Raw genomic sequence first — 22,623 nt, 5'->3', positions numbered from 1 at the left:
CCTGTCCAGGGAGCGCCCCCAGTTCCGCCAGTCCCCCCCCAACCTCCGGCTCCTGAACCACCCTTTGCCCCGAATGTTTCATCCCACGGTTCGGCCAAGTAGTCAGCTTGGGTCTTATTTGGATCGGTGGGATGCCTCATGCCGCCGTAGATGTCGCCCATGGCCTTGATTGCTTGGTCGACCGTGTACTCGGATCCAATCTTGTTCTTGATCTCAATGAATCGAGAGTCCCAAGTGTAGGTGGCCGCTTCCGGGTACTTTGCTGCTAGGACGTCGTTGGCTTTCATCGCTGCGAGAACTCCGCGCCCCTCTTCCTTGAGGTAGGTGGCGATGTACTCCTCTCTCGTTGGCGTGTGGTCCCAAGTCACCCGATTCTCGACGTGGGCCAACTCATGGGCGATAGTCCTCGCCATCTGTAGGGCATCACCCTTGATGTTCGGATTCAAATAGATGCTGCCCAGCTCAACATATCCGTTGGCCGCGCCCATCTCGCGGAACTGGATGGACAGTCCGCTGTCCAAGTAGTTCTTGAGTGACTGCTGGACATCGGGGATGTTGCTAAGAACTTCATCCAGCTCACTTGTTACGCCGGAAGTGAAGCTGCCTTTTGCAGCGAGTGCGAACATCCCCGCGGCGCTGATGTCGAACTGGACGTTTTCCAGACCATCCCAGCGGGTCTCGTCAAAGTAGTGTTCGACCACTCCTTGATCGCTCTCCCCTTCCCAAACACCGCTGGAGGCTGCCTGGAAGTCCGTCTGACTGCCACCCGAAACCAGCAGTAGTTCTTCGGCGGTGAGTTCGCGTGCGGCACGCATTCCTGTTGCCATGTTTCTTCCTTTCAAGTCGTTCGTTTGTCCCGCGCGATCCGAAGCGCGGCGGACGATGTTGAAAGCAGCTTAAATGGAAGTCAACAAGATCGCTTGCTAGACGCAACAGCTTGACACTGCTTCCAATGATCTGAGTTCCGAGAGACACCGTCATTGCTGGAAGCACCAACTAGGCTGTGGGCTGACGTCCCGCCAAGCATCCCGTAGCGTCGCAAGTCAAAAGGATGACTGATACCGAGGGCCGGACAACCATTGAGCGGCATTCCGCTACACCGTTTTGGTCAGCGTCCGCTTCCGGCCAGAAGCGGACGTTGGCCCGCTAACTGCCGGACCGCGGCTTAGCCGCCCCATCAGGCTCCCGAAGCCCGGCTCGGATTTCCTTCGCGACCCGCTTGGCCGATTCTGGCCAACCAAGCTCCATCGCTCCCACGCAGCCCCAGCAGTCTCCGCCGCAGTCGGCAGAGAGCAGATCGGCAGAGACGCCAAGCTTTCGACCGCAGATGTTGCACCGGGTGCTGACCATCGACACGTTCCTCATCATTAAAGCGCGCTGCCAGGGAGGCTCACATCCGCTTCCGGCCAAGAGCGGTCCTTAGTGAAGGACTGCTTTCTGCTGGGTCCACCCAATGAACTGGCTTCGCTTTGCGCTGTTTCCCTCGAAGTGGAGCTACGGCAACAGGCCATCTAAGAACTGCGATGGTCCTTCGTGCCATTCCCTGCCGAATTGGTTCCGCCTGAAACCGCTGTACATCAAGTGCACCTGGACGCGCGCTCTCGTGATGCCGACGTAGAACAAACGACGCGCCTCCTCCATCTTCTCGGGAGTGTTGTCAGCCCAATTCGGCGAGGGGAACTCGCCTTGGTCCAGACCTAAGATGATGACGACGTCGTACTCCGTGCCCTTCGCGGAGTGGAGCGTGAGCAAATTGAGCTGCTCAGGCGCTCCATCTCGGCGACCGATCTGCGCCATTGTGGTGCCGACAAGAACTCCGCCTCTCTCGAGGGCCTTGTGCATACCTTCCACGTGCGCAGCCTGGTCGACCAGTGCTGGTCTGGCGGCAATCAACACGTTGAGCAGCTCGATCCGTAGGGTTGCGACAAAGTCGAGCGCCGCACCATCGCCGCGGTGTCGCCACAGAAAGCGCGTGAGCCGAGCGGCTTGGTCCCGTGCTTCCTTGTCCGACAAGCCACCATGAAAGGAAATCCATCTGCCTTGTAAGTCGTGCAGGGGTGGTGACGAAGCCTTCCAGCCTCCTGCACACCAGATGGCACAATCTTCCACCCAGCTGGTGAGAGGAACCTTGCGATACGGGGCGGCGTTGTCGATGCGTATGAACGGGTACTTGGCCTTCACGGCTTCTATTGCTGCCGCGTCGCCCACATTCCGGTTTCGGTACAACACCGCAATGTCACCGAGCTGGCGCCCCTCCCTGGCAGTCAGTGCTGCAGGGACTAGCGTCTGCATGGCGTACTCAGCTTGGTGCTGCAAGCCCCCGTCGCACTTGTGTGCTTGGACGGAGGCTTGTCTCTCAGGTTCCGAAGACTCATAGCCCCTGTCTTTTCCTAATGCCCGCTGCGCGACCTCAATAATGCCGCTGCCGCTTCTGTAATTGATCTTCAGCCGGATTGTTTCGACGCCGCTCGCCTTCGACAAATCCTCCAGCAGCTCGCTGTTTGCTCCCGTGAAACCGTAGACCGACTGGTCCACATCACCCACAGCGATAAGCCGGACACCGGCGTCAAAGGCAAGCCGGCGCACGATGCGGTCCAGCGCAGCCCCCAAGTCTTGGTACTCGTCGACGGCCAGTACCGGGAACTTGGCTTGGATGACCTTTAGGACCCAGTCATGCTCGTTCACCAGGCGCTGACCGTAGTGAACGATGTCCTCGAAGTCGATGAGCCCCTGCTTACGCAACTCCTGCTCGTATGCCTCCGCCAGCACAGTCATTTCTTCGCCCATCGTCCAAACCTTGGCGTCGCGGTCCAGGTTCACTCGGCGGTGGCGATCGACCTCCTCTTTGCGCACTGGCTGCCCAAAGCCGCGAAGCTTCTCTGCCACCGCGCGGTAGATGCTCGCGGCTTCGGACTCTGTGGCGACCTTTATTGGGTAAGGCAGCTCCAGGCCTGCGATTTGCGCAAACGGCAGTAGTAGATGCACTAAGCAAAACGAGTGAACGGTGCCGACGAACAGTCGCGGAGACTGCTCGAGACCAAGTTGCCGAAGGCGGCGAATGAGCTCACGCGCTGCTTCATTGCTGAAGGTGATGCAGGCTACCCCTCGAGGCGACCACACGTCCTCTGCCATGACACGCGCCAGCTTCGTGACGAGCGTCTTTGTCTTCCCGCTTCCCGGACCGGCCAGCACACAGCAATTCCCGGTGGACTCGTAAGCCGCCCACTGTCCGGGGTTGTCCCGAAGCTGCAGTGCAGCTTGGAGGTATTTAGAACTCGACTGGAGAGAAGCCATTCTTAACGTACTTCAGCGCTTTTTTGATGTAATCGGGGCAAATCGCCTCGGTGGCGGAGCCGGCTAGGGCCTGAGCAAAACGTCCTTTACCAACCTCGCCAATCCAGCTTAGGAGCTTGCCCTCATTCAGCGTGGTCGGATCGTTTATCCATGCCGTCATTTCGCCCCTCCGCTGCAGGCCCCAAGAGTTCGCGTGCTTCTTCAGGATGGCCGCCATTGCAGCCCCCATCCCAGCTTGGAATAGCTCGACTTCCAGCGTCTTGTCATTGACGAAGACGCCGTTCGCCTCAGCGTCTTCCCATATGTCGTCGAACTCCGCGTACTGATTAACTTCCTCCTGCTGCATCCATAGCGCCAAGATCTCGCGAACTCTTGTAAAGGCAAGCGGCGCCCCGCCGTCGTCCGGTGGGTCAAGGTCCGTCAAGATGACAAAGGGAATGTTCAGGGCATTAGGCCCTACTAGCTTCAAGTAGGGCAGAAAGTTGGCGCTGGCCACTGAGCACACAGTCACCCCAAGTGTGTCGAGGTTGACGTCGAGCGCAGTGGCAAACTCTGGAATTAGGAACCTTTCCGCGTCGCCTTCGACGAAGATGATGCCTCGGGCGAAGAATAGCTCGCCGCGGGTGACGTCGATATACCGCTGCAGGTCGTCTTCTTCGTCGGGCAGCAACTCCACTTCAGCCGCGGAAGTAATCGATGTCGCCCCACATTTAGCGTTCTCACGCAGAAGGATGACGGAGCGTAGAGGCGCGACGCTCACAATGTGCGGGGAATGAGTCGTCAATATGGTGGTGACGTTCTCCGGCGCATCGTCCTTCTCACCAAGGTAGTGCCTATACACCAACCGCTGAACATGCGGATGCAGGTGCGCCTCGGGCTCCTCGATAGCAAGGAACGTGTGACTGCGTTCTCCTGCCTCGACTGCTCGCTCAAGCTCTAGCCCCTTTAGGGTCAAGAAGAGGAGGTTTGCCGTTCCCAGGCTTGCGTCGCCAATGCCGCGGGCACCCCCGTCAATAAGAAGCCGCAAGCCCCGCAGCAGCACGTCCACGTTTGTCGGCGTCGCGCCCAGCGTCAAAGACACGGCGTGTTCGTCGCCGACCATCTTCACAAGGCGGTCGTAGACCTTACCTGCGGCAGCAGAGACCTCAGAACGCTGCGCAAGAGTGTTCTGGGCACTACTAACAAGTTGCTCCAGTTCCTTACGGCTTTCTTCGTCCAGACCAGCAGTCAACTCCTCGATGATCGGCCGAAGAGGCGAACGCCTCCAGTTCAGCAGGTCGCCTTCCGCGTCACGCAAAGCAAACAGATAGTCCATCGGCAGCTCGCGCCTGCGGGCAGCCGTAAGAACGTTGTCCTCGTTGGTGCCGCCGAATACCAAAAACTCGTAATCCGCCAAGGTTCGCGGCGCTGCGCCTTCGAGCGCGGCCTTCGGGCGATACAGGTAGGTCAGCCGAGCGACGACTGGGTTCTCGGTGTGTACTAAGCTTCCGCCCAGCACGGCGAGCAGGTTGTCGTTGTCCTCGAAGTCGGTGAACTCCAGTAACACTTTGACAGTAGCGCCAAGCTTCGTATCGTTCAGGCCGTCCCAAAAGTGCTCGAGACCCAGCTGCCGGTCACGGTCAGGAAGCATAGGGTCAAGCACTAGACGTAAAGCCCTGAGCAGGTTGCTCTTACCTGCCTTGTTCTCTCCCACAATCACCAAATTGTCGTCAGTAGCGAAGTCGACGCTCTCAAAGTTGGCGTAGTTCTGGATCGCGATTCGACTAATTCGCATTCACACTCTCCTGCTTATTCTGTGCGTGCTAACACTATCGCAGATCACCGCTGGTAGCTGGACCTCAACCGGTGAACGTTGGCACTCCGGGACTTCAGTGCGACATCCTGAAGTGCCGCAATTGGTCGGAAGATGCCCTTCCCTACGCTCGGTAAATCCACCTACCCCTGCGAAAGCTGGATGCAGGGGAGCCTTTCACAAGCAACCCTGAGGGCCGTTATAACTAGGGATGACGGGATATCGAGCTTATGGACCACGCTCTTGATCAAGTGACTGGGCTAACTCACCCTCCCAACTCTTATCAGTTCATCGAAGGCATGCTCCAGCGCAGCATCCGCGGCAACAACCTTCTCACCGACTGTGCGAATGTGAGCATACACCTCGTCATCTGTCGCCGAAGCGGCCAGCTCGGAGGTCATCCTAACGATGGACCGCAGCTCGTTTACCGCCGAGAGCGCTAAGGCCAGAGTCCGGGTGGTTGAGCTATCAAAGATATCTGCTTTGTCGTAGAACTGAGGTGGTAGATCAACGTTGAGAGACTTCACCTGATCCCAGAAATCGACGCGCGCATCGCGAGAGCTCGCTAAATCCTGAAGCTGTTCGGCACCATTCTCGGCAAGCCCGAAGCGTATCTTCACAACCTCGAGACGCGCATTTCCTATTGGAGACGTCATTATCTGCGCCAATAGTCTCCTGGTAGCGGACCTCTCACGCGATCGCTGGAATTTATCGGCAATCCAGATGAAAAGAGCTATTCCTGCAGCGATCGCTGTCCAGTCAATCTTCACCAATCTACTCTCCTTGTGCGTGCAAACGGGCGTTAGCCCCAGGGTGTCGCCTGTGATCGGCGGGCACCCTGCCTTTTTCAGCGGCAGGAGCTGACTTAGTCAAACACCGTATCGCTTATTGCCACCAGATGTAATGCAGTAGCGCCCACCGCGCGGGCCAATACACACTCGAGACCCCGAACATGGGCACCCTCCATCCAGATAGTTGCTGCGAGCTGGACGAGAGCTTTCAGGTGATCGCGGGGAGGGCTTGCTAGCAGGCCTGTAGCACCCGCTTCCGCTACACAGAAGGTTGGAGCTGACCCACCTGGCCGAAGCACCCTCGGGCGACACCCGTGCCCAGCTCCCTTGACGTTCGTACACCACAACAGAGTCGCCACCGACCAGTTTTCCGACGACCTTACCGTTGGGCGAGGAACGCTGGTTGAGAGCGGTTGCTGAGACGAACTGAGCCTCTGCATTCTCTACGGGACGAAGTTCCGGCTCAGTTGGCGTGGGGAGCAACTCCTCATCTGACGACAAGGACTGAGGGCCTTGTCGCCCGCCTCCATTGCACATGGCAATGACCACTACCAGGAGTCCCACGACGACTATTCCAGCTGTCCCAGACGATCTTCCTGCCACGTCGCTCACCTCCATGTGCCCGTGCGTCCCATTCCCTGGACTCTATCAGATGGTCGAACCAGCGCAGCTTAGGCCCCAACGAGCCTTGCTATCCCAGCTACGGCGCACTTCTGATCAAGATCCAAGGCGGTGATGAGGTCCGCCAACTGCCGAGCACGGACCATCAGAGGGCCAACCTCCGCCCAAGGTCCGGAACCACCAGAAACTCATTGGCCTTCCCTACTCTCTGCTTGATCAGAAGACCCGCGCCAACCAGGGCATTGAGATCACTCAGCGCCGTCGGATAGGTGATCGTATGCGCCGCTTGATGGCTTGCAACTGTGTACGCGCGATCAGGGTCCTTGAGCGCGTTGGCTAGCAAGGCGCGCTGCCGATGATTGAGAACCACCTCGCCCACCCTCGCACTACGTAGCACCCGCCGGGCCGCCCTGTCTTCCTGATTCTTCTTGGCAATGTAGGCATGAAGCGCCTGGATGGACTCTTCCAGCGCCTCAAGCTGCTGAGCGACAAAGTAGCTGACGTCCTGCCCATCACTCTCGGTGTAGAGATAGGCGCGCATGTACTTGGCCGGAGACTTCTTCAGGACACTGGAAATGGACAGGTACTCTGTCAGCCAATACCCAGCATTCATCATCGCCCAGTAGAAGAGTGCTCTGGCGGTCCTTCCATTGCCGTCAACGAACGGATGGTCATAACCGATCTGGAAGTGCAGCACGATGGCTCGAACAACCGGGTGGATGAAAGGCTCACCGGCACCGTCATTCACGAACTCACATAGCTTGGCCAGACGCTCAGGGACCTGCGAAGCGGGCGGCGGCACATGAAGCAAGGTCGGAGGTGATCCTCGATCGTAGATCACCACATTGTCTTCTGCAGTCCGGAACCGCCCACAGTCAGAGTCGGCCTCCAACGTGCCATCGGTCAGAATGCTATGAAGCTCCAGCACCTCCTCGGGGGTGATCGGCCTTACGCCACGTTCCCGAATCATGTTCATGGCTACGTAGTTGTTGTAGATCATCCGCTCGGACTGATCTCGCGGAGGCCGTCCCGTGGACAGCATCTCCTTTGCCACCGCTCTGGTTGTCGCTGCTCCCTCCAGCTGCGATGAAGTCATCGCCTCCTCAATGAGCGATCGAATCAGGAAGCGCCCCTGACTGCCGGAGCCGTCCATCCCTTTGATCGCACCGGCAGCCTCCCGATCGATGAAGTGGAGGCGACGCTGCATCGAGTCAGTCAGCGAAAGCATAAAGTGCATCTGCGCACCGTCGACCAGGGGCAACCGTTTGGCGATGCCCGATCTGCGAAATCTGATGGCCAGCCACCACTCCTCAGACGTCAGACCGGCCGGCGGAGTCCGGTGCCTGAGCTTGTCCCAGTGCTCATACACTCCATTGACCTCTGGCCCCAGGTTGGCCGAAAGGATCTTGGATAGCTGATCGTGATGATTCATCAGCATCTCGCTCACCTGAGGAGCTGGGACCGGCAGTTTCATGTCAATTTTCTATAAAAAACATATCGCTTTTTATAGCAAACTCAGAGCACGGACGCCAGCACTGTTGAGAGAAGAGTTGAACGCATCACTCTTTATTTTTCAATGACTTATATTACATCAGCCCCGAATCTTCGCTTCTGACCCGTTCTCAACCAGCCCTGGAAGACACTGGTAACCCTCCTTGCCGACCAAGCACCAGGACCGAGCTGAACGGATCGAGAGAAGTCCGAGGGCATGGATCCAACCCGCTCAGCTCACTCGGAGTACCACCGTCACTGGCGGGAGTCCGCGCCGGCCGGAGAGTCGCGCTACCCAGTACCCGCGGCACCCAATCCGCCACCCTCCCCATCTATGCACCCGATAGATGACCGGACTGCCGGAACAGAGCCGCCGTCCCAGATACGTCAGCTCTTGCTGCCCGCACCAACCTTTCCTCAAACGGAAGAAGTACGGCCTCGATATGAGCAGAGATCAAGCGAACTGCCATCAAGTTGATCTGCAGGAAGCCCCTGTCTCTCAGGAGCTTGCCCGCACGACCCTCCGCCTCAACGTTTGAGGCGCATATGACGCAGACAAAAGCATAGGTCAGATCGGACTCTACAGTCCGCCCTTCAGACACCTCAAAGCACATCACGTAAGGAAATCGCCTGTGCATGGACTTAGATGAACTCCCCAAGGATTTGGACAGTTGTTCACCTGGGAAGAACAGCAGCCCGGTGACGGTGGTGACCTTTCCATTCGAATCTGCTCATTGCGTCGGAACGGTCAATCGAGCCATACGCCGCGTACTACATCAGCGTTACAGGCCGCTAGCTTCTACCAGCTAAGCAGCATCAACCAGAACTTCAAGGATGGGGCGATGGGCCCGCCTCACCATGCCGACGGTACTCCTCCCTCCAAACGTCGAAGAGATCCTCACACCCCACCAGTACTACAGAGTTCGAATGTATGCATACCTGACCCGCAACCAGTGAGCGCATGTGGATCCTCCCTCCTTCCAGATGCCTCCGCGACAGTTCCCGCCGCCAGACTGATGGCGCCGGCCCCGTCTCTGCTGGCCGAAGAGCCAACTCACCCGCGACATCCTCCACGGTGGCCTCGCCTAGGATGGCGTATGTCGCTTGGGGCTGCACCCCAATGCGCCTGGTAGATCGACCAAAGACATGGATTGGTTCCGGAATTTCCAACTCGATGATGGCTCTATCCGGCTGTTCAACGATCCTCCAACCCGCAAACTCCGAGTGCTCGTCCGGCGTACCTCTGAGGATCACGCCCCACAGATTGTCGGCCAGCCGCTCGTTGACCGTCGGGGACGCTCGACACTCGATGACCTCCCTCAGATCGGCCAGTGCCTCAGCAGAGCTCAGCCGGACTGACGGAGTGATAGTTGGCAGATCCGCATGACCAACATCATCCGCTCGAACAGGATGGGCTGAAAACGTCACAAGTAGAACAACTGATGTCGCGATGGAAGAGCGGATGTAGCTTCGCATGCGTGGCCCGGCTTCAGTGCCTTGAGTGGAACTCGGCGGCGCATGTCTCATCCATGACCGCCTCCTCAAGGATGCTCCGCCCTGCGGGGCATCGCCATGAACAAAGTTGAGGAATCAACCCGTCAATTACGGAATCAGCACTCTTTGGGTGCGCTCGAGACGCGCTTGTCGCAGTGCCCCACGGCCGGCTCATACCAGAGCTGCAAACAGATCCGGTCCAATCAGCCCTCGGGATTGGGTACAGACTCCTCCCAGGTCAGGCCATGGAACGCAGGACAAGAACACTGCGCATCAAATTCGATCAATCTCTATGGAGCTGATGGGCCGGCCCTTCGATCATCGCCCGTCCTGAACGAACTGGAACATCCATCCATGAAGAACAAGCAGTACAGCGACAAGTGGCAGAAGCGCTTCGCCTTCTTTGAACAGCATGGCGCTCCCAGCGACCCGGGCTTCCGCCCCGCACTGAAGGCACTCCCCAACTGGCGCGACCGTAATCTGATTGCAGTCAACCGGTGGGTGCTCTTCTTCGCACCGATCTACATGGCAACCCATGGCCTCTGGAAGAAGCTTCTGAGCTGGATCGCTTTGGCCCTGATCGCAGGCATTGTCTGTGCGATGCTGCCAGATTCGATCGCACCAGTCATCTCACGCTGCATCAACATCGCGCTCTCCATCCTTGCGGCCTTGTCGGTGAACTACGCCTACTACCAGAAGGAGAAGCTTGGCATTCAGACGTGGAATCCCATCGAGGGTCTGCGCTTCTTCTGATAAGGCAGCCACAAGACAGGTATGGCTCGCGGAGCCAGCTCCACACCGCGGCCTTATCGGTGGCATCAGCCAGTGACATCCTCGCCCGGCAACTCAGGCTGCCGGGCACACCCACAGGCGAGGCACGGGCAGAGGCCTGATTGCCGGCTCAATGCCTGACCTTATCCAGGTTCTCCGGCACAGCGTAGCGCCAGAAAACCTGCACAACTTCCAGCATCTGACCGTGCAGGCGGTCATACCTCTCAATCGCCTCTGCGGAGAACTCCGCGTCCCCCTCTTGATTAAGCGGAACAGGCTCTCCAAGCGCGGTAGCCATGTCGATGTAGAAGTACGACATGTCCCCATATGGACGCTTGCTGTCCATCAGCATGACCATCGGGCCATAGGCATGGGTGTTCATCCATCTCAGGAGAGTCAGACTGTCCGGCGATACCTCCACCGTGATTCCATCAGATGTCTCGGCACTCGGAGCAAACTCGTGCTGATGAGATGAGTCAAGGTGATAAATGCCGGGCTCAAGCTTCCCATTGGCGATGAATCTGCCGGCCATTGCTGTCAACACTTCGACAATCCACTGCTGGCCCTCTTCAGTGTCGACAGCAGTTGCGCCTGCTGGATCCGGGCAGATCTCAGCCAATGCTGCGTACGTCTCCAATGCTTCGTCATCCTCCGGATCAGCTGGCACCAGGTAGATGCCGCCCGCCTCCGTTGGATCGAACGCGGGCACCATCAGTGCTCGCATCCTATCGAGAAGCTTTGCGTCGCATTCAGCGACCCATTCGCTTTGATCGCCTACATCAGTCGTTGCGGTCATCGTTCTGTATCCATAGGCCAGCAGGAAGACGACTGCCAAGAAGCCAGTAACAAGCCCAAACAGAAGACCTCTCTGCGCCATTGACGTCCATCCAAATGAAATGAGATCCACCCGCGGCTCGTGCGGGCGGAAGCGGCAAGAGTGCGTCGGCCCACGCACTCACGCTATAGAGAAACTTCGAGAATCCTCATGCTTCGGCGTGCAGGGCGTTTTTCCCAACCATCGGCTGCACGTGATCGCTTCGATGCGGCTATTGGCCCGGCTCAGCGGGCTCGATGTGATCCCGGATGAGACCACGACCCTCAACTTTCGTCGTCTACTGGAGAAGCATTGCCTGGCGGCGAAGATGCTGGAGGCGGTAAATGCGCAGCTTGCGCGCAAAGGCCAGAGCCTGCGCGCCGGCACGATCATGGATGCCACGATCATCCACGCGCCCAGCTCGACCAAGAACACCAACAAGGCGCGCGACCCGGAAATGCATCAGACCCGCAAGGGCAACCAGTGATACTTCGGGATGAAGGCGCACATCGTTTTTGATGAATTCTCCGGGCTAGTGCATCACGTCAAGTGCACGGCAGCCAATGTAAGCGATGTCACGGTCACCGAAGCGCTGCTGCGTGGCAAGGAAAAGCGCGTATTCGGCGACAGCGGCTACACCGATGCCGACAAGCGTTCAGAGCTGTCCAACTGCCAGGCGGTGTTCTTCATCGCCCGAGCGCTCGCAGGCCAGGGCCATTGGCAACGCGCGGGAACGCAAACAGGTTGAACGCTGGGGGAGCTGGAAGGCCAGCATGCGTGCCAAGGTCGAGCACCCGTTCCGGGTGATCAAACGTCAGTTCGGTTACACCAAGGCGCGCTACCGCAGCTGGGCCAAGAACACGGCACAGGTGCTGACATTATTCGCGCTGTCCAATCTCTGGATGGTGCGCCGGCAGTTGCTGCCGACATAGGGATCAATCCGTCCGCAGGTGCCTGGCGGCACCACCAAAACGGCGAAAAATCGCACATCTGGCGCGCCTGCCGGTCGGTGGCTGGGCCGAACCTGGAAATTCAGGACTCAGTGCTTATTGTTCAGACCATCCCTAGATGTATCCGCCACTCTTCGCTGGCGTTGGGTTGTGCTAATTTTTGCTTTCTGGTTTGTTTGTCGAGGCCGCTATGAATTTATAAATTCATAATGCAGATCGCCTGGTGTGGCGGCGAAAAAAACCACATGCAAAATAGCTTCGCCGGGCTCATCATTTCCAACTATGTAGCACTCTACTGAAATGTCGCCCACTTCAGTTTTGTATGCAACGATTAAAGGGAACTCTCCGTACTGGCTGGATATCGGTGGCGCTGACAGCTTGTAGTTTGGCGACAAGTATACGGGAAGTGCATCAAATATTTCATCAATCACAGACCTGCTTAGGTTGAAATTGATAACCAATGAATCCATGCCTCTATTTGACAGGGCTGTTATGAATTCATTTAATTTGGAGTGCTGAGTGATGCTGATTTCTGCGAGCATTTACTCCCCCCTTGATTTTGGCTTTAGGGTTGGTGTGCCTGCACGGGCACCTACATTGGTTAGCTGTCCTCGGGCCCGCAATGTCGCACTTTGGCAACAGGTGCTGTTAGTCCTACCGCTCTCAGGGTATTGAAGGCTACTACGGTCTCGCGCTGTCCAATCTGTGGATGGATGGGGCAATTGCGCCTGCAGGACGGGGATTCCACGCTGCGGTGCGAAGGGCAGCCAGAAATTTACTGCCTTTCGTGCGTGCGATCCCGGACGCCTGGTCAAACACCGGAATCTGCGCGTCCGAGCCGTCTGTTCAAACCCACCTTAGCGTTCATCCAGATGAAATGAGATCCACCCGCATGTTCATGTGGGCGGAAGCGGTAAGAGTGCGTCGGCCCACGCACTCACGCTATAGAGAAACTTCGAGAGTGGCCGGCTCGACCATGGGCCACACTGCCTCTCTTAAACACTCCATTCGCAGCATCCATGGCGCCACTTCAATTGAGCGCATCCGTGCGACCGGAACAACTAGCCCCGGGATTTCCCCGAGGCTAGTCGACTACCGCATGACTGACAACTGCAGGGCCGTGACAACTGGCGCCAAGACGCCCTCAGTCACGCGCCGTCAGCCAAATGCCTTAGGCAGGCCTCAGTACGGCAGCCAGGCATCCCGCCAGGCATAGCCGACGCCCGGGACATAGGCAGCGGCGTTGATGTTGCACCACGCGCCTTCGGGGAACGGGCGGCACGCGTACAGCTTGCCGTCGCTGCCCTTCACCACGGTCTGACCTGGCACATAGCTGCCAATGCCCGCCGGATACAAATGGTCAAAGTCCTCGCCCGGCGTACGGATATCCACCTGGTGAGTGAAGCCTTGCTTCAGGTACACACGATTTGCCGTTGCCGAAGCGACCGGGGTAATCACACCATTGTTCATCACGCCGATGCGTGCGTTGACGGCGCTGGAATTGACCTTCCGGGCCACATAGAGCGGCCATTGGGTTGGAGCCGTCTGGCCCGACGGCAAGGTGGTGGAAACGCGCTCAGCGTCGCCACCGGAGCCATTGAACACACGAAGCTCCACCGAAGTGTCAACCGGCAGTGCTCCACGGGCGATCAGGGCACCCGCGTCCAGCCAGGTCGGAGGAGTGGTACTGCCACCTTCGAACTTGACGTCCATGCAGCTGTAGAAGGCCTCATTGGAATCCGAGCGCTGCCAGGTGTTGTAGATGATGTGCGGACCGGTGCGCTTGGGCAGCGGGCAGTTCAGCTTGTAAGTACCATCGGCCGAGAGCGCGGTGTTACCTAGGGTGCAGAACGCCTCCAGGTCAGACCAACGCAGCTCACTGCCTGGCTTCCAGGTCTCGCGCGTGACATAGAACTTCCACTCACGAGTGGCATGCGGTGCCGCACCCTTGAACTCGAAGGTGTAGCGACCCTGGGCATCCGGACGGATCGGCGTTGTCTGCCAATCCGAGCGTCGCAGATCCAGACCGGTGTAGGTGGGATTGTTACCGCTGCAGAGCTTGCCGTCCGGCACCACCGCCTGGTGGTTACCTGCGGCATCTGCCTGATTGACGCCCGCCCAATCGTAGAAGGCCTGTGCACCACCGGCAGCCTTGGCGGCTGCGCAGGCAGGATTGGTCGGGTTCTCAGGGTTGCCTTGGTAACAGGCATAGACGCGGCTCATGGGCTTGACCATCGTGCCGTGTGCCTGGACAGCACCTGCAGCGGCCAGGCCGCCTAGTGCAAGGGAGACTGCCAGCAGTGCGCGTGAGTTTCGATGTGACATGAAATTTCCGTGGCTTGGGGGATGTCACTGCACAGCCCAGGCCAGTGATTGCCTTCGGAACCTTCAGCGGCCCACAACTGGCCTGCTGCGCAGTGCGGCGAGTCTCGCCACTTGTAGGAAAATTCTGAATACAAAAAATTGAGCTTCCGCTTTCGCGGCCCTAAATGGCCTCAGTACGTGCTCAATCCTTCATCGGCGCGCGGTTTCCGCTGGCCTGCAGACGGCTTGTCGCCAGTAGCCTGCGATTGTTGATGAAGGGTTCTTCGTCGCTGCACAGAAGAGTCGTTGATCCCTGGGCTTTCGCCCAGGGATCGCCGTACAGCCCCCCTCTTACTGGATGTGAATCCCGGTCTCCCAGAGCTTTCCTGGAGAGTTGATCGACCTGTTCGTGAACCAGAACTTGCCTTCCTGATAGCCGTCCAGGTTGAAGTACCGCAGCCAACCGACGATGGTCTGGCCCGGCTGGCAATCGTCCGTATACATCTGGTCGGTGATGCACAGACCATCGGTCCTGTACTCAGCACTGGTTGGCAGCGGCTGACCGAACAGGGATGTCATCGGCGTTCCGCCGTATCCGATCTCCCGAACCACGACCCGCAGCTCGGGACCGCCGTGATTCTTCTGTGTTATCAGCTGCCCCAGCGTGGTCATGTACTCCCAGCCACCTGCATCTGTCGATCCAACCGCCAGCACGGCCACCTGGGTGATCGGCGGCGCAGGTCCGCGCTCACCGTCACGGGCCACGGCTTCCCATCCTTCTGATTTGATTGTTCGACCGACTGAAGTCCCCTCCAGGTGCAGGGAGGGGAACTCCCGTACCGACATGGTCACCTCGCTTGCCATTGCGGGTGAGGTCACAACTGCCAGAACTGCAGCCACGATCAACTTGCGCATATCTGTTCCTGTTGTAGGCAGCGAATGCTGCGCAATTAGCGTAGGTACCCCGCCAGGAACTCGATGCGACCGGATGCAGGTATCGCTATAGAACTTTTTCGAAAATTCGAGCGATGGCGCTATTGGCAAGTAGAGGCTTCGACAGCGTGGTATCGGCGTCGGCCTCTCGATGGCCTGCCTCATCTGCACCGCTGACTATTTTAGAGATTCCTCGATTGAATGCCCCTGACGGGTTCCGGAGAATTCACGATCGATCGGCTCAAGAGCAGATCCTTTGTTGGCAGCACCTTTCAAACGCTGCCCGCCGCCATCTGCTTGTGCCTGATCAATCACAACGGCCCCTGTCCTCAGCGCCATTGGCACGCCGGCAGATCACACGCCCGCCATCATTCAAGCCGCAGCCAGTCTAGATCGAGCCTTCTTCAACCAGACGTCTCGCCAACCCAGGTGTCATTGACCAATGAAATTTGTCGCATAATTCCTGAAGATGCTTCTGGTCGTCAGCATTGGCTCACTGGCCACGCCGGCAAGCGCAACGATCTGTGAGTTCGTGGGAAGCACCGCCACAGATCTCTTTCAGCCCACGTATCCTTTCGGCTCCATTCGCATCCCACCAGGCGAAGCACAACTTCCGGCTGGGAAGCCGCTGTCGGACTGGGTTGATCAGAGAGTGAGCGTGTCCTGCGCAATACCGTCGCAGTTCATGCTAACTGCCATGCTACAAGGCCCGCATGACATCGCAACTGTCGATGTGGATGGCCAGTCCTACAGCGCCGTGTCAACCATCGGTGGCAGCGTTGGAATCGTGGTGCGCTTTACCTTCGCGGATGGCTATCAGCTCCCCATCAAACTGGGAAGCGCCTCCGGCGGTCCTTTGCTACCCGTATCGTTCGCGATCGGCACCAGCGCATATGACATCTCATTCAGACTTGTCGGCATGGGGAATCCTCTGTCCATCCAAGAAGGCCGGCTGGACATCAATCCGATCGCCGACGGGCTGACATTTGTACTGCCTGGCGCACACGACAACTCGGCAGGTGGAAGCTCAGACCTCACCTTCGGCGGAGAACCGCAAGGAGAAGTGGTCTACCAGGTCAACGCTTGTACGTCGTCCCCGACCCCGAGCTCAGTGGATGTCGGAAGCTTCTCACTGGCTGACGCGCCAGAAGTTGGTAGCGCATGGCCCAATGAACAGCAGTTCGGACTCAGCCTGACTTGCCCCCCGAGCGTCAACGTCTACGCTGTGTTTACCGACGCGAGCAATCCCGGCAATCTCACAGACTCTTTGACCCTCACCGATGCAGACGTACCAAGTGGTATAGCGCTGAAACTGGTACAGGACGGCGAGCTGGAACCTATCAAGTTTGGTCCGGAATCGGTGGCTCCAAACGCACTCGGCAGGTTCAAGCTGATGAACAGCGGCAGTGGCGGCTCCATGACAGCACAGTTCAGATCCAGGCTCTATCGAACCGAGGCGGTCATGAATGACGGAGCGATACAAGCGGTCGCACTGTTTACGCTGGGCTATGACTGACTACGCATGATCGGCCCAGCCGCGAGGTGACTCTGCGTCACCTCGTGGCTGCCGCCGGATTGATGTCATTCCGGCCAAACCCGCTGGCTAGGCCACCGTTCCATTGACTGAACGAACGCCACACAAGAGCGCCCAGCCTGCCGGAAATAGAACGAATTCTATCGTCCCCGATCGGTCGAGAACCGATTATTCCTCCCGCTGGTCAACGGCGGGGCCAAGGCCAACAGCACAGCTACACCACAGCGAGTTTTGTGCTCGAACGCACCTTGAGCGTTCATATGGCGCGTTCGAGCTGAAGCTCTGCATTGCCCTGAATCCAGCTATCCATCGGCAACACCCAACTATCTCCACAAAGGAAACAAGCAACATGAACAAGACGATTCTGAGCCTGGCCCTGTCCGCCTCCACCATGCTGGCCTCTGCCGGTGCGATGGCTGCTGACGGCTCCATCACCTTCACCGGCAAGGTGCTGACCGCTTCCTGCCAGATCGAAGGCGGTGACTCCACTGCCGGCGGCGCGATCTCCGTGGCAATGCCGCAGGTCGGCATGAACAACTTTGTCAGCGGAGCTCCGATTGCCCCGAAGGACTTCAAGCTGAAGCTGAAAGGAGCCACCGGCAACTGCCTTAGCACTGGCGAGGTGTACTCCCTCGACATTGAGGACGGCGATGTATCCACCTACGGCAACGTCAAGAATGCCGCCGTCACGACTCCGGCTGAGGGCGTGGAAGTGCAGCTGTCCATGGCCGGCGTGCCGCTGGATCTCAAGAAAGAGGACGCCATCAAGTTCCCGGCAACTACTACCGGTGAAGAAGAGATCGACCTCACTGCCTCGCTCATTGCTCAGGACGCGTCGAAGGTGAAGCAGGGCGAGATCAATGCCGTCGCCAACTTCATGGTCATTCAGAACTGAGATGTATGCGACCACGCCCCTTGGGGCGTGGTCCTCACCCCGCTGCTTTCCTTGAAGGACACCCAATGAATACTCCGACCATTCGATTCCTGCTGGCCTGCCTTATGGCGACGCCGCTTCTGGCGAAGGCCGGTGTTCAGGTGGGGACCACCCGTGTCATCTATCCGACCGACGCCCGTGAAGTCGCAGTGGAGCTGGTCAATCGCGGCACTACCCCGAGTCTTGTCCAGACATGGATCGATGCCGGCGACCCCAAGTCGCGCCCGGACAACATTGAGGGTGTGCCCTTCGTCGTGACTCCGCCGATCACCCGCATTGATGGTGGAATGGGCCAGTCCCTGCGTGTCTCCTATCTGGGCAAAGATGCACCCAAGGATCGAGAATCACTGTACTGGATCAACGTCCTGGACATTCCCGCCAGCCCGAAGAAGGGTGAGGACAATGCGACTGAGGGCCAGCTCTCTGCAAACCTTCAGTTTGCGGTGCGCACCCGACTCAAAGTCTTCCTGCGCCCCAAGGGCCTGAAGGGCTCGCCCAGCGAATCGGTGAAGGCATTGACTTGGCAGCCGTCCTCCCACGATGGCAAGCCCAGTGTGCTGGTGACCAACCCGACTCCCTATTACGTCTCGGTTGCGTTCCTTACGATTCCAGGTACTGGGCGGGTCAACGCCGGCGCCTCGGTACCCCCGTTGGGCGCGATGCACATTGACCTGCCCTCGCCGTTGGCATCGGGCACCCCGTTCGTCGTACGCAGCATCAATGACTACGGCGGCACGGTTGATACGAACGTGACCCCCTAAGCTGCCAGCAGGCTGCACCCGCCTGGCTCGGCCGATATGGGCTGACCACGCTTGAACTTCAGGTACTCGTTACCTGCGCGCCCTTGCGGCGCATCTCCCTCCGGATCGATCGCCGCCCATCGCGCCTCGTAGCCGATGCGCTTCTGCCAAGAGTCTTGCCCCATGCGTATTCAAACGTACTCACCGAGCGTGCGCGCTCGGCCAGCACCGGCTGCCCTGAGCATTGCCATCGCCGGCGCCCTGCTGGCGCCATGGACGGCCATTGCAGGGACGTCCGCGTCTGCTGAGGAAGTCAGCTTCAACCAGGCTTTCCTTGATTCGTCGACCCGTCAGACGGTCTCCCGCTTCGAGCGCGGAGCCTCCTTGCCAGCCGGCGAGTATGCCGTCGATGTGTTTGTGAACAAGACGAACACTGGCCGTCGCCGCCTGCGCCTTGTTGAAGGTGAGCGCGATGTCGAGCCGTGCCTCCCCCTGTCCATGCTCAGCGAGCTGGGCGTCAAGGCTGCGACCGCTGCGATCGAGGCCGGGCAGAGTGCTGAGGAATGCGCCGACATCAGTGCGCTGGTGGCTGAAGCTACAGCCACCCTGAACAGCTCGTCGCTGCAGCTCATGCTCTCGGTACCGCAGGCCGCGCTGGACCGTTCGCCGCGCGGCTACGTGGATCCGTCGCAATGGGACGATGGCGTCACCGCGGGCACGTTTGCCTACTCGCTCAACAGCTACCGCCGGGACAACCCCACCAGCGGAAGCCAGCTCAGCACATCCCTGCGGATGTCCTCCGGACTGAGTCTGGGGGCGTGGCGCTTTCGTCATGACGCCAACTACAACTGGCGACAGGGTGATGGTGGCCACCTGCAGACCATGTCCGCATACGCTCGCCGTGACCTGACCAAGCTCAAGGCACGACTGACCGTGGGCCGCACCAATACGACCGGCGAACTCTTCGACTCGCTCGCCTTCGATGGCGTGCAGGTCAGCAGCGACCCGCGGATGCTCCCCGACTCCATGAACGGCTTTGCTCCGGTTGTGCGCGGCGTAGCTCGCACCAACGCCAATGTGGTGATCCGTCAGTCCGGCTACGTCGTGTACGAAGCTGCCGTGGCGCCGGGCCCGTTTGAAATCACAGACCTCTACGCTAGCGGATTTGCTGGTGATCTGGAGGTGACGGTGATGGAGAGCGATGGCAGCAGCAACCGGTTTGTCGTGCCCTACGCCTCCGTGCCCCGTTTGCTCCGTCCGGGCCAGGCGCGTTACTCGGCCACTGCTGGCCAGCTGCGCAATGTGGGCTATGGTGACGTCACCAGCCAGGTGCGCTTTGTTGAAGGTACCTATCAGCGCGGCCTGAACAACGTGGTCACAGGCTTCGGAGGCGTCCAGGCCACCGACGATGGTAACTACCTGTCAGCGATGGCTGGTACGGCACTCAATACCCGCCTGGGTGCGATCTCCGCCGATGTGACCTTCTCCTCGGCCCAGCTGCCCGGTGACGCGAGTCGTCGCTCTGGCCACAGTGTTCGTGCTACCTACAGCAAGAGCCTGCCCACCACCGGCACCAGCGTAGCCGTGGCGGCCTATCGCTATTCGAGCGAGGGCTACCTGTCCCTGCGCGACGCTGCTGCACTGTCGGCCGTGGATGACGACTTCTTCGGCCCCGGGATCAGCCCCGCGCGTCAGCAGCGTAAGAATACACTTCAGCTCAACGTCACCCAGACTCTGGCCAACGGCTACGGAACCATCTACGCCAGTGGTTCGAGCAGCACCTACTGGAACCGGAGTGGGCGAGATACCACCTTCCAGTTCGGCTACTCCAACCGTCTTGGTAGTGGCAACTACTCCATCTCTGCCAGCCGCACGCGTGATGCGTTTGGTCGTGCTGACAATCAGATCAACCTCAGCTATTCCATTCCCTTGTGGCGTGAGTCGCGCGCGCCCCGTGTTGATCTGCGCTTTGATCGCCGCGAAAGCGGGGATAGCTGGAGCGCGGGCCTGGCAGGACAAGCTGGTGATCGTGGCCAGTTCAACTACAACGCCTCGGTATCCGATGGCGAGACGCAGTCGGCTTCCTGGTCGCTGGGGGCGGGCTACAACGCTCCCTATGCCAGCATGTCGGCCAGCACCAGCCAGTCGGGGCAGTCCAGCGCGCAATCGTTCGGCATGTCCGGCGGTCTGGTCGTGCACCGCGGCGGCGTGACCCTCGCTCCCTCGCTGTCTGAGACCATTGCCATTGTCGAGGCACAGGGTGCTGAAGGTGCCCGTGTGGGTACATTCGGCAAGGTGGATAGCCGCGGCTATGCGGTGGTCAACAGCCTGCGCCCCTACCGCAAGAACACCGTCACTCTTGATCCCACCACCGCCACCGAGCTGATCGAGCTTGAGACCAACCGGCTCGATGCCGTGCCGCGTGCGGGTGCGGTGGCATGGCTGAAGTTCGAAGGTGGCCAGAACCGGATGGAGTTGATCAGTGTTCGCGACGAAGCCGGCGCGAAGCTGCCTTTCGGTGCTGAGGTGTTTGATGAAAGCGGAGCGCTGGTTGGCCAAGTTGCGCAGGGAAGCTTGATCTATGTCCAGACCTCAGCACCCGGCTCAATGCTTACGGTTCGCTGGGGAGACGCCAAGATGAACAGCTGCGTTCTGTCGATGCAGAAGGATCAGCCAATGAATACAAGCTCGAACCAGAACGAGCTTCGATGCCTTTCAACCTCGAAGGATGGCCAGCAATGAAATTTCTCAGCCAAGCAGCGGCGCTGGCTCTTATGGTGCTGTCATTCACCCAGGCCACGAATGTGAACGCGCAGGAGGTCCATATTCCAGAGATCTGTGAGTTCGAGCAGCCTGAGAACCACAACAACCTCTTCAATGTCACCAGTCCCATCATTCTCTACGGCGTGGTCAGAATTGCCTCTGATGATGCCAACATGCCCGCGGGAACACCAGTGAGCGAATGGGTCGATACCAACGTCGGAATTCTCTGCCATGTGGATGGAACATACGACTTCCAGGCAGATATCTACGCTGCAGACCAGATGCCCGTTGTCGTCGACGGCCAGTCATACGTGGCCGGCTCCCTCGCGGGCGCTCATGTCGGTTCAATCATGAAGGCCACCCTTCCCGATGGAACAGTGCTCCACGCCAGCTCAGCCGGCGTTATTGGCAGAGTAACGCTCCCGATCGGCACCAGCGTTATCCGTGTATCGACGCGACTTGTAAGCATGGGCCGCGCCACGCCCATTCCAGAGGGAATCATTGATCTTGGATTCAACAACGCGCATCAAATGAAGATCAATGACGCCTATGACTCACAGTTTGTTGCCGACCCAGTTCCCATGTTTACTCGAATGAAACCGATGGCGACGGTCATCTTTCAGGCAAATTCCTGCACCCCTGCAAACATTCCGTCTCTTGTCGATATCGGCTCTTTCTCCAGCGCCGAAGCTCCTGGCATCGGTAACGCCTGGCAGAACGAGAAGGAGTTCGGCTTCACGTTGACCTGCCCGGCCAACGTCAGTGCGTATGCCGTTTTCACCGACGCGACCAACCAAGGCAACCTGACCGACTCTTTGACCCTCACTGGCGGGGACATCCCCAGCGGCGTTGCTTTGAAGCTCTATTCGGATCAGGGCAATGGCAGCCCGATTTCCTTTGGTCCAGAGGACATTGCCCAAGACAACCCCGGGCGCTTCAAGCTTCTGGATAGTGGTGCGAGTGGCGTTACCGATGAGCCAGTCACCTTCAGGGCAAAGCTGATCCAGGAAGCCGCCACGATCGAAGATGGAATCATCGAGGCCAAGGCGCTGGTGACGCTCAGTTACGACTAGATCTTCGCACCCGTGCAGGGCCCAAGGACATCTGTCGCCACAGATTGCGATGAAGCGTTGGATGAATGCTGCGCAACGGTTAGCAAGGTGGCATAGGAAAGCTAGATGCACGGGAGCATTGATACTCCACGAGCATCACTGACGATGCAATGGGGTGAGAGCTCCCAAATCAGCTGCACTGTGACGCTGCACCAGCAGTCTGAGCAGCCGGGCGCTGACTCTCGCCCGCCCCAGCATCGTGCATCACCTTGCAATAAGGCCAGGAACCATCGAAGCCCTGCGGCATGGCTCAGCTCACGCACGCTGCCATTCGGAAAGTGGCGT

Annotated in this window: 15 protein-coding genes and 1 pseudogene; 7 read left to right on the top strand and 9 right to left on the bottom strand. The window is 58.8% G+C overall.

What is annotated here, in order from left to right; translation table 11 throughout:
* The 5 genes from DBR20_RS22045 to DBR20_RS02965 form a co-directional block, all read right to left on the bottom strand.
* A partial coding sequence (locus DBR20_RS22045; protein ID WP_219927779.1) for a hypothetical protein occupies positions 1-827 on the bottom strand: 827 nt, incomplete at its 3' end.
* Positions 828-1,494: 667 nt separating this feature from the next.
* The gene (locus tag DBR20_RS02985) at positions 1,495-3,294 is read right to left on the bottom strand and encodes an ATP-dependent helicase (RefSeq protein WP_108265138.1); all 1,800 of its coding nucleotides are present in this window, start codon (positions 3,292-3,294) and stop codon (positions 1,495-1,497) included.
* The gene (locus DBR20_RS02980) at positions 3,269-5,068 is read right to left on the bottom strand and encodes an AAA family ATPase (protein WP_108265137.1); all 1,800 of its coding nucleotides are present in this window, start codon (positions 5,066-5,068) and stop codon (positions 3,269-3,271) included. Before DBR20_RS02980 ends, DBR20_RS02985 begins: the two co-directional genes overlap by 26 nt.
* Before the next feature lie 278 nt (positions 5,069-5,346).
* Positions 5,347-5,856 (bottom strand): hypothetical protein, encoded by a 510-nt coding sequence (locus tag DBR20_RS02975; protein WP_146186940.1) that lies wholly within the window; start codon positions 5,854-5,856, stop codon positions 5,347-5,349.
* A 787-nt stretch (positions 5,857-6,643) separates the two neighbouring features.
* Entirely contained in the window at positions 6,644-7,972 is a 1,329-nt protein-coding gene (locus DBR20_RS02965; protein ID WP_108265134.1) for a Fic family protein, read from the bottom strand.
* A gap of 1,865 nt (positions 7,973-9,837) precedes the next feature.
* Between DBR20_RS02965 and DBR20_RS22040 the strand changes: the two genes are divergently transcribed.
* The gene (locus DBR20_RS22040; RefSeq protein WP_181393006.1) at positions 9,838-10,236 is read left to right on the top strand and encodes a DUF2628 domain-containing protein; all 399 of its coding nucleotides are present in this window, start codon (positions 9,838-9,840) and stop codon (positions 10,234-10,236) included.
* 148 nt (positions 10,237-10,384) lie between these two features.
* Here the strand turns inward: DBR20_RS22040 and DBR20_RS02950 are convergent, their stop codons facing one another.
* Positions 10,385-11,050: a hypothetical protein gene (locus tag DBR20_RS02950; protein WP_146186939.1), complete on the bottom strand. Its 666-nt coding sequence runs from the start codon at positions 11,048-11,050 to the stop codon at positions 10,385-10,387.
* Positions 11,051-11,276: 226 nt separating this feature from the next.
* Between DBR20_RS02950 and DBR20_RS02945 the strand changes: the two are divergent.
* Positions 11,277-12,000, top strand: a pseudogene (locus tag DBR20_RS02945) (IS5 family transposase); the annotation flags it as partial.
* 206 nt (positions 12,001-12,206) lie between these two features.
* Here DBR20_RS02945 and DBR20_RS21850 read toward each other — a convergent pair.
* The 3 genes from DBR20_RS21850 to DBR20_RS02935 all read right to left on the bottom strand — a co-directional run bounded on the left by DBR20_RS21850 (position 12,207) and on the right by DBR20_RS02935 (position 15,237).
* Complete coding sequence (locus tag DBR20_RS21850) at positions 12,207-12,560, bottom strand: hypothetical protein (RefSeq protein ID WP_146186938.1); 354 nt, start codon at positions 12,558-12,560, stop codon at positions 12,207-12,209.
* 640 nt (positions 12,561-13,200) lie between these two features.
* Complete coding sequence (locus tag DBR20_RS02940; protein WP_108265130.1) at positions 13,201-14,343, bottom strand: lytic polysaccharide monooxygenase; 1,143 nt, start codon at positions 14,341-14,343, stop codon at positions 13,201-13,203.
* A gap of 330 nt (positions 14,344-14,673) precedes the next feature.
* Positions 14,674-15,237, bottom strand: coding sequence for a DUF4879 domain-containing protein (locus tag DBR20_RS02935; RefSeq protein ID WP_181393005.1), 564 nt, complete (start codon positions 15,235-15,237; stop codon positions 14,674-14,676).
* Between the two features lie 487 nt (positions 15,238-15,724).
* Here DBR20_RS02935 and DBR20_RS02930 point away from each other — a divergent pair, with 487 nt between their 5' ends.
* The 5 genes from DBR20_RS02930 to DBR20_RS02910 all read left to right on the top strand — a co-directional run bounded on the left by DBR20_RS02930 (position 15,725) and on the right by DBR20_RS02910 (position 22,299).
* Positions 15,725-16,771 carry a hypothetical protein gene (locus DBR20_RS02930; protein ID WP_108265128.1) on the top strand — a complete coding sequence of 349 codons (1,047 nt, stop codon included), beginning with the start codon at positions 15,725-15,727 and terminating at the stop codon, positions 16,769-16,771.
* Between the two features lie 367 nt (positions 16,772-17,138).
* Positions 17,139-17,684, top strand: a complete 546-nt coding sequence (locus tag DBR20_RS02925; RefSeq protein ID WP_108265127.1) for a fimbrial protein — start codon at positions 17,139-17,141, stop codon at positions 17,682-17,684.
* Between the two features lie 65 nt (positions 17,685-17,749).
* A complete protein-coding gene (locus DBR20_RS02920; protein ID WP_181393004.1) occupies positions 17,750-18,484 on the top strand; it encodes a fimbria/pilus periplasmic chaperone in 735 nt (244 codons plus the stop codon).
* Positions 18,485-18,646: 162 nt separating this feature from the next.
* The gene (locus DBR20_RS02915; protein WP_181393003.1) at positions 18,647-21,205 is read left to right on the top strand and encodes a fimbria/pilus outer membrane usher protein; all 2,559 of its coding nucleotides are present in this window, start codon (positions 18,647-18,649) and stop codon (positions 21,203-21,205) included.
* Positions 21,202-22,299, top strand: a complete 1,098-nt coding sequence (locus DBR20_RS02910) for a fimbrial protein (RefSeq protein WP_108265124.1) — start codon at positions 21,202-21,204, stop codon at positions 22,297-22,299. The genes DBR20_RS02915 and DBR20_RS02910 overlap by 4 nt, the downstream gene beginning before the upstream one ends.
* Positions 22,300-22,623: the final 324 nt, after the last annotated feature.

The sequence above is a fragment of the Stenotrophomonas sp. HMWF023 genome (assembly GCF_003060985.1).
GTDB classification, from domain to species: domain Bacteria; phylum Pseudomonadota; class Gammaproteobacteria; order Xanthomonadales; family Xanthomonadaceae; genus Stenotrophomonas; species Stenotrophomonas lactitubi.
Note: the sequence above shows the minus strand (reverse complement) of the source record. Positions and strands in the feature narration are given on the sequence as shown.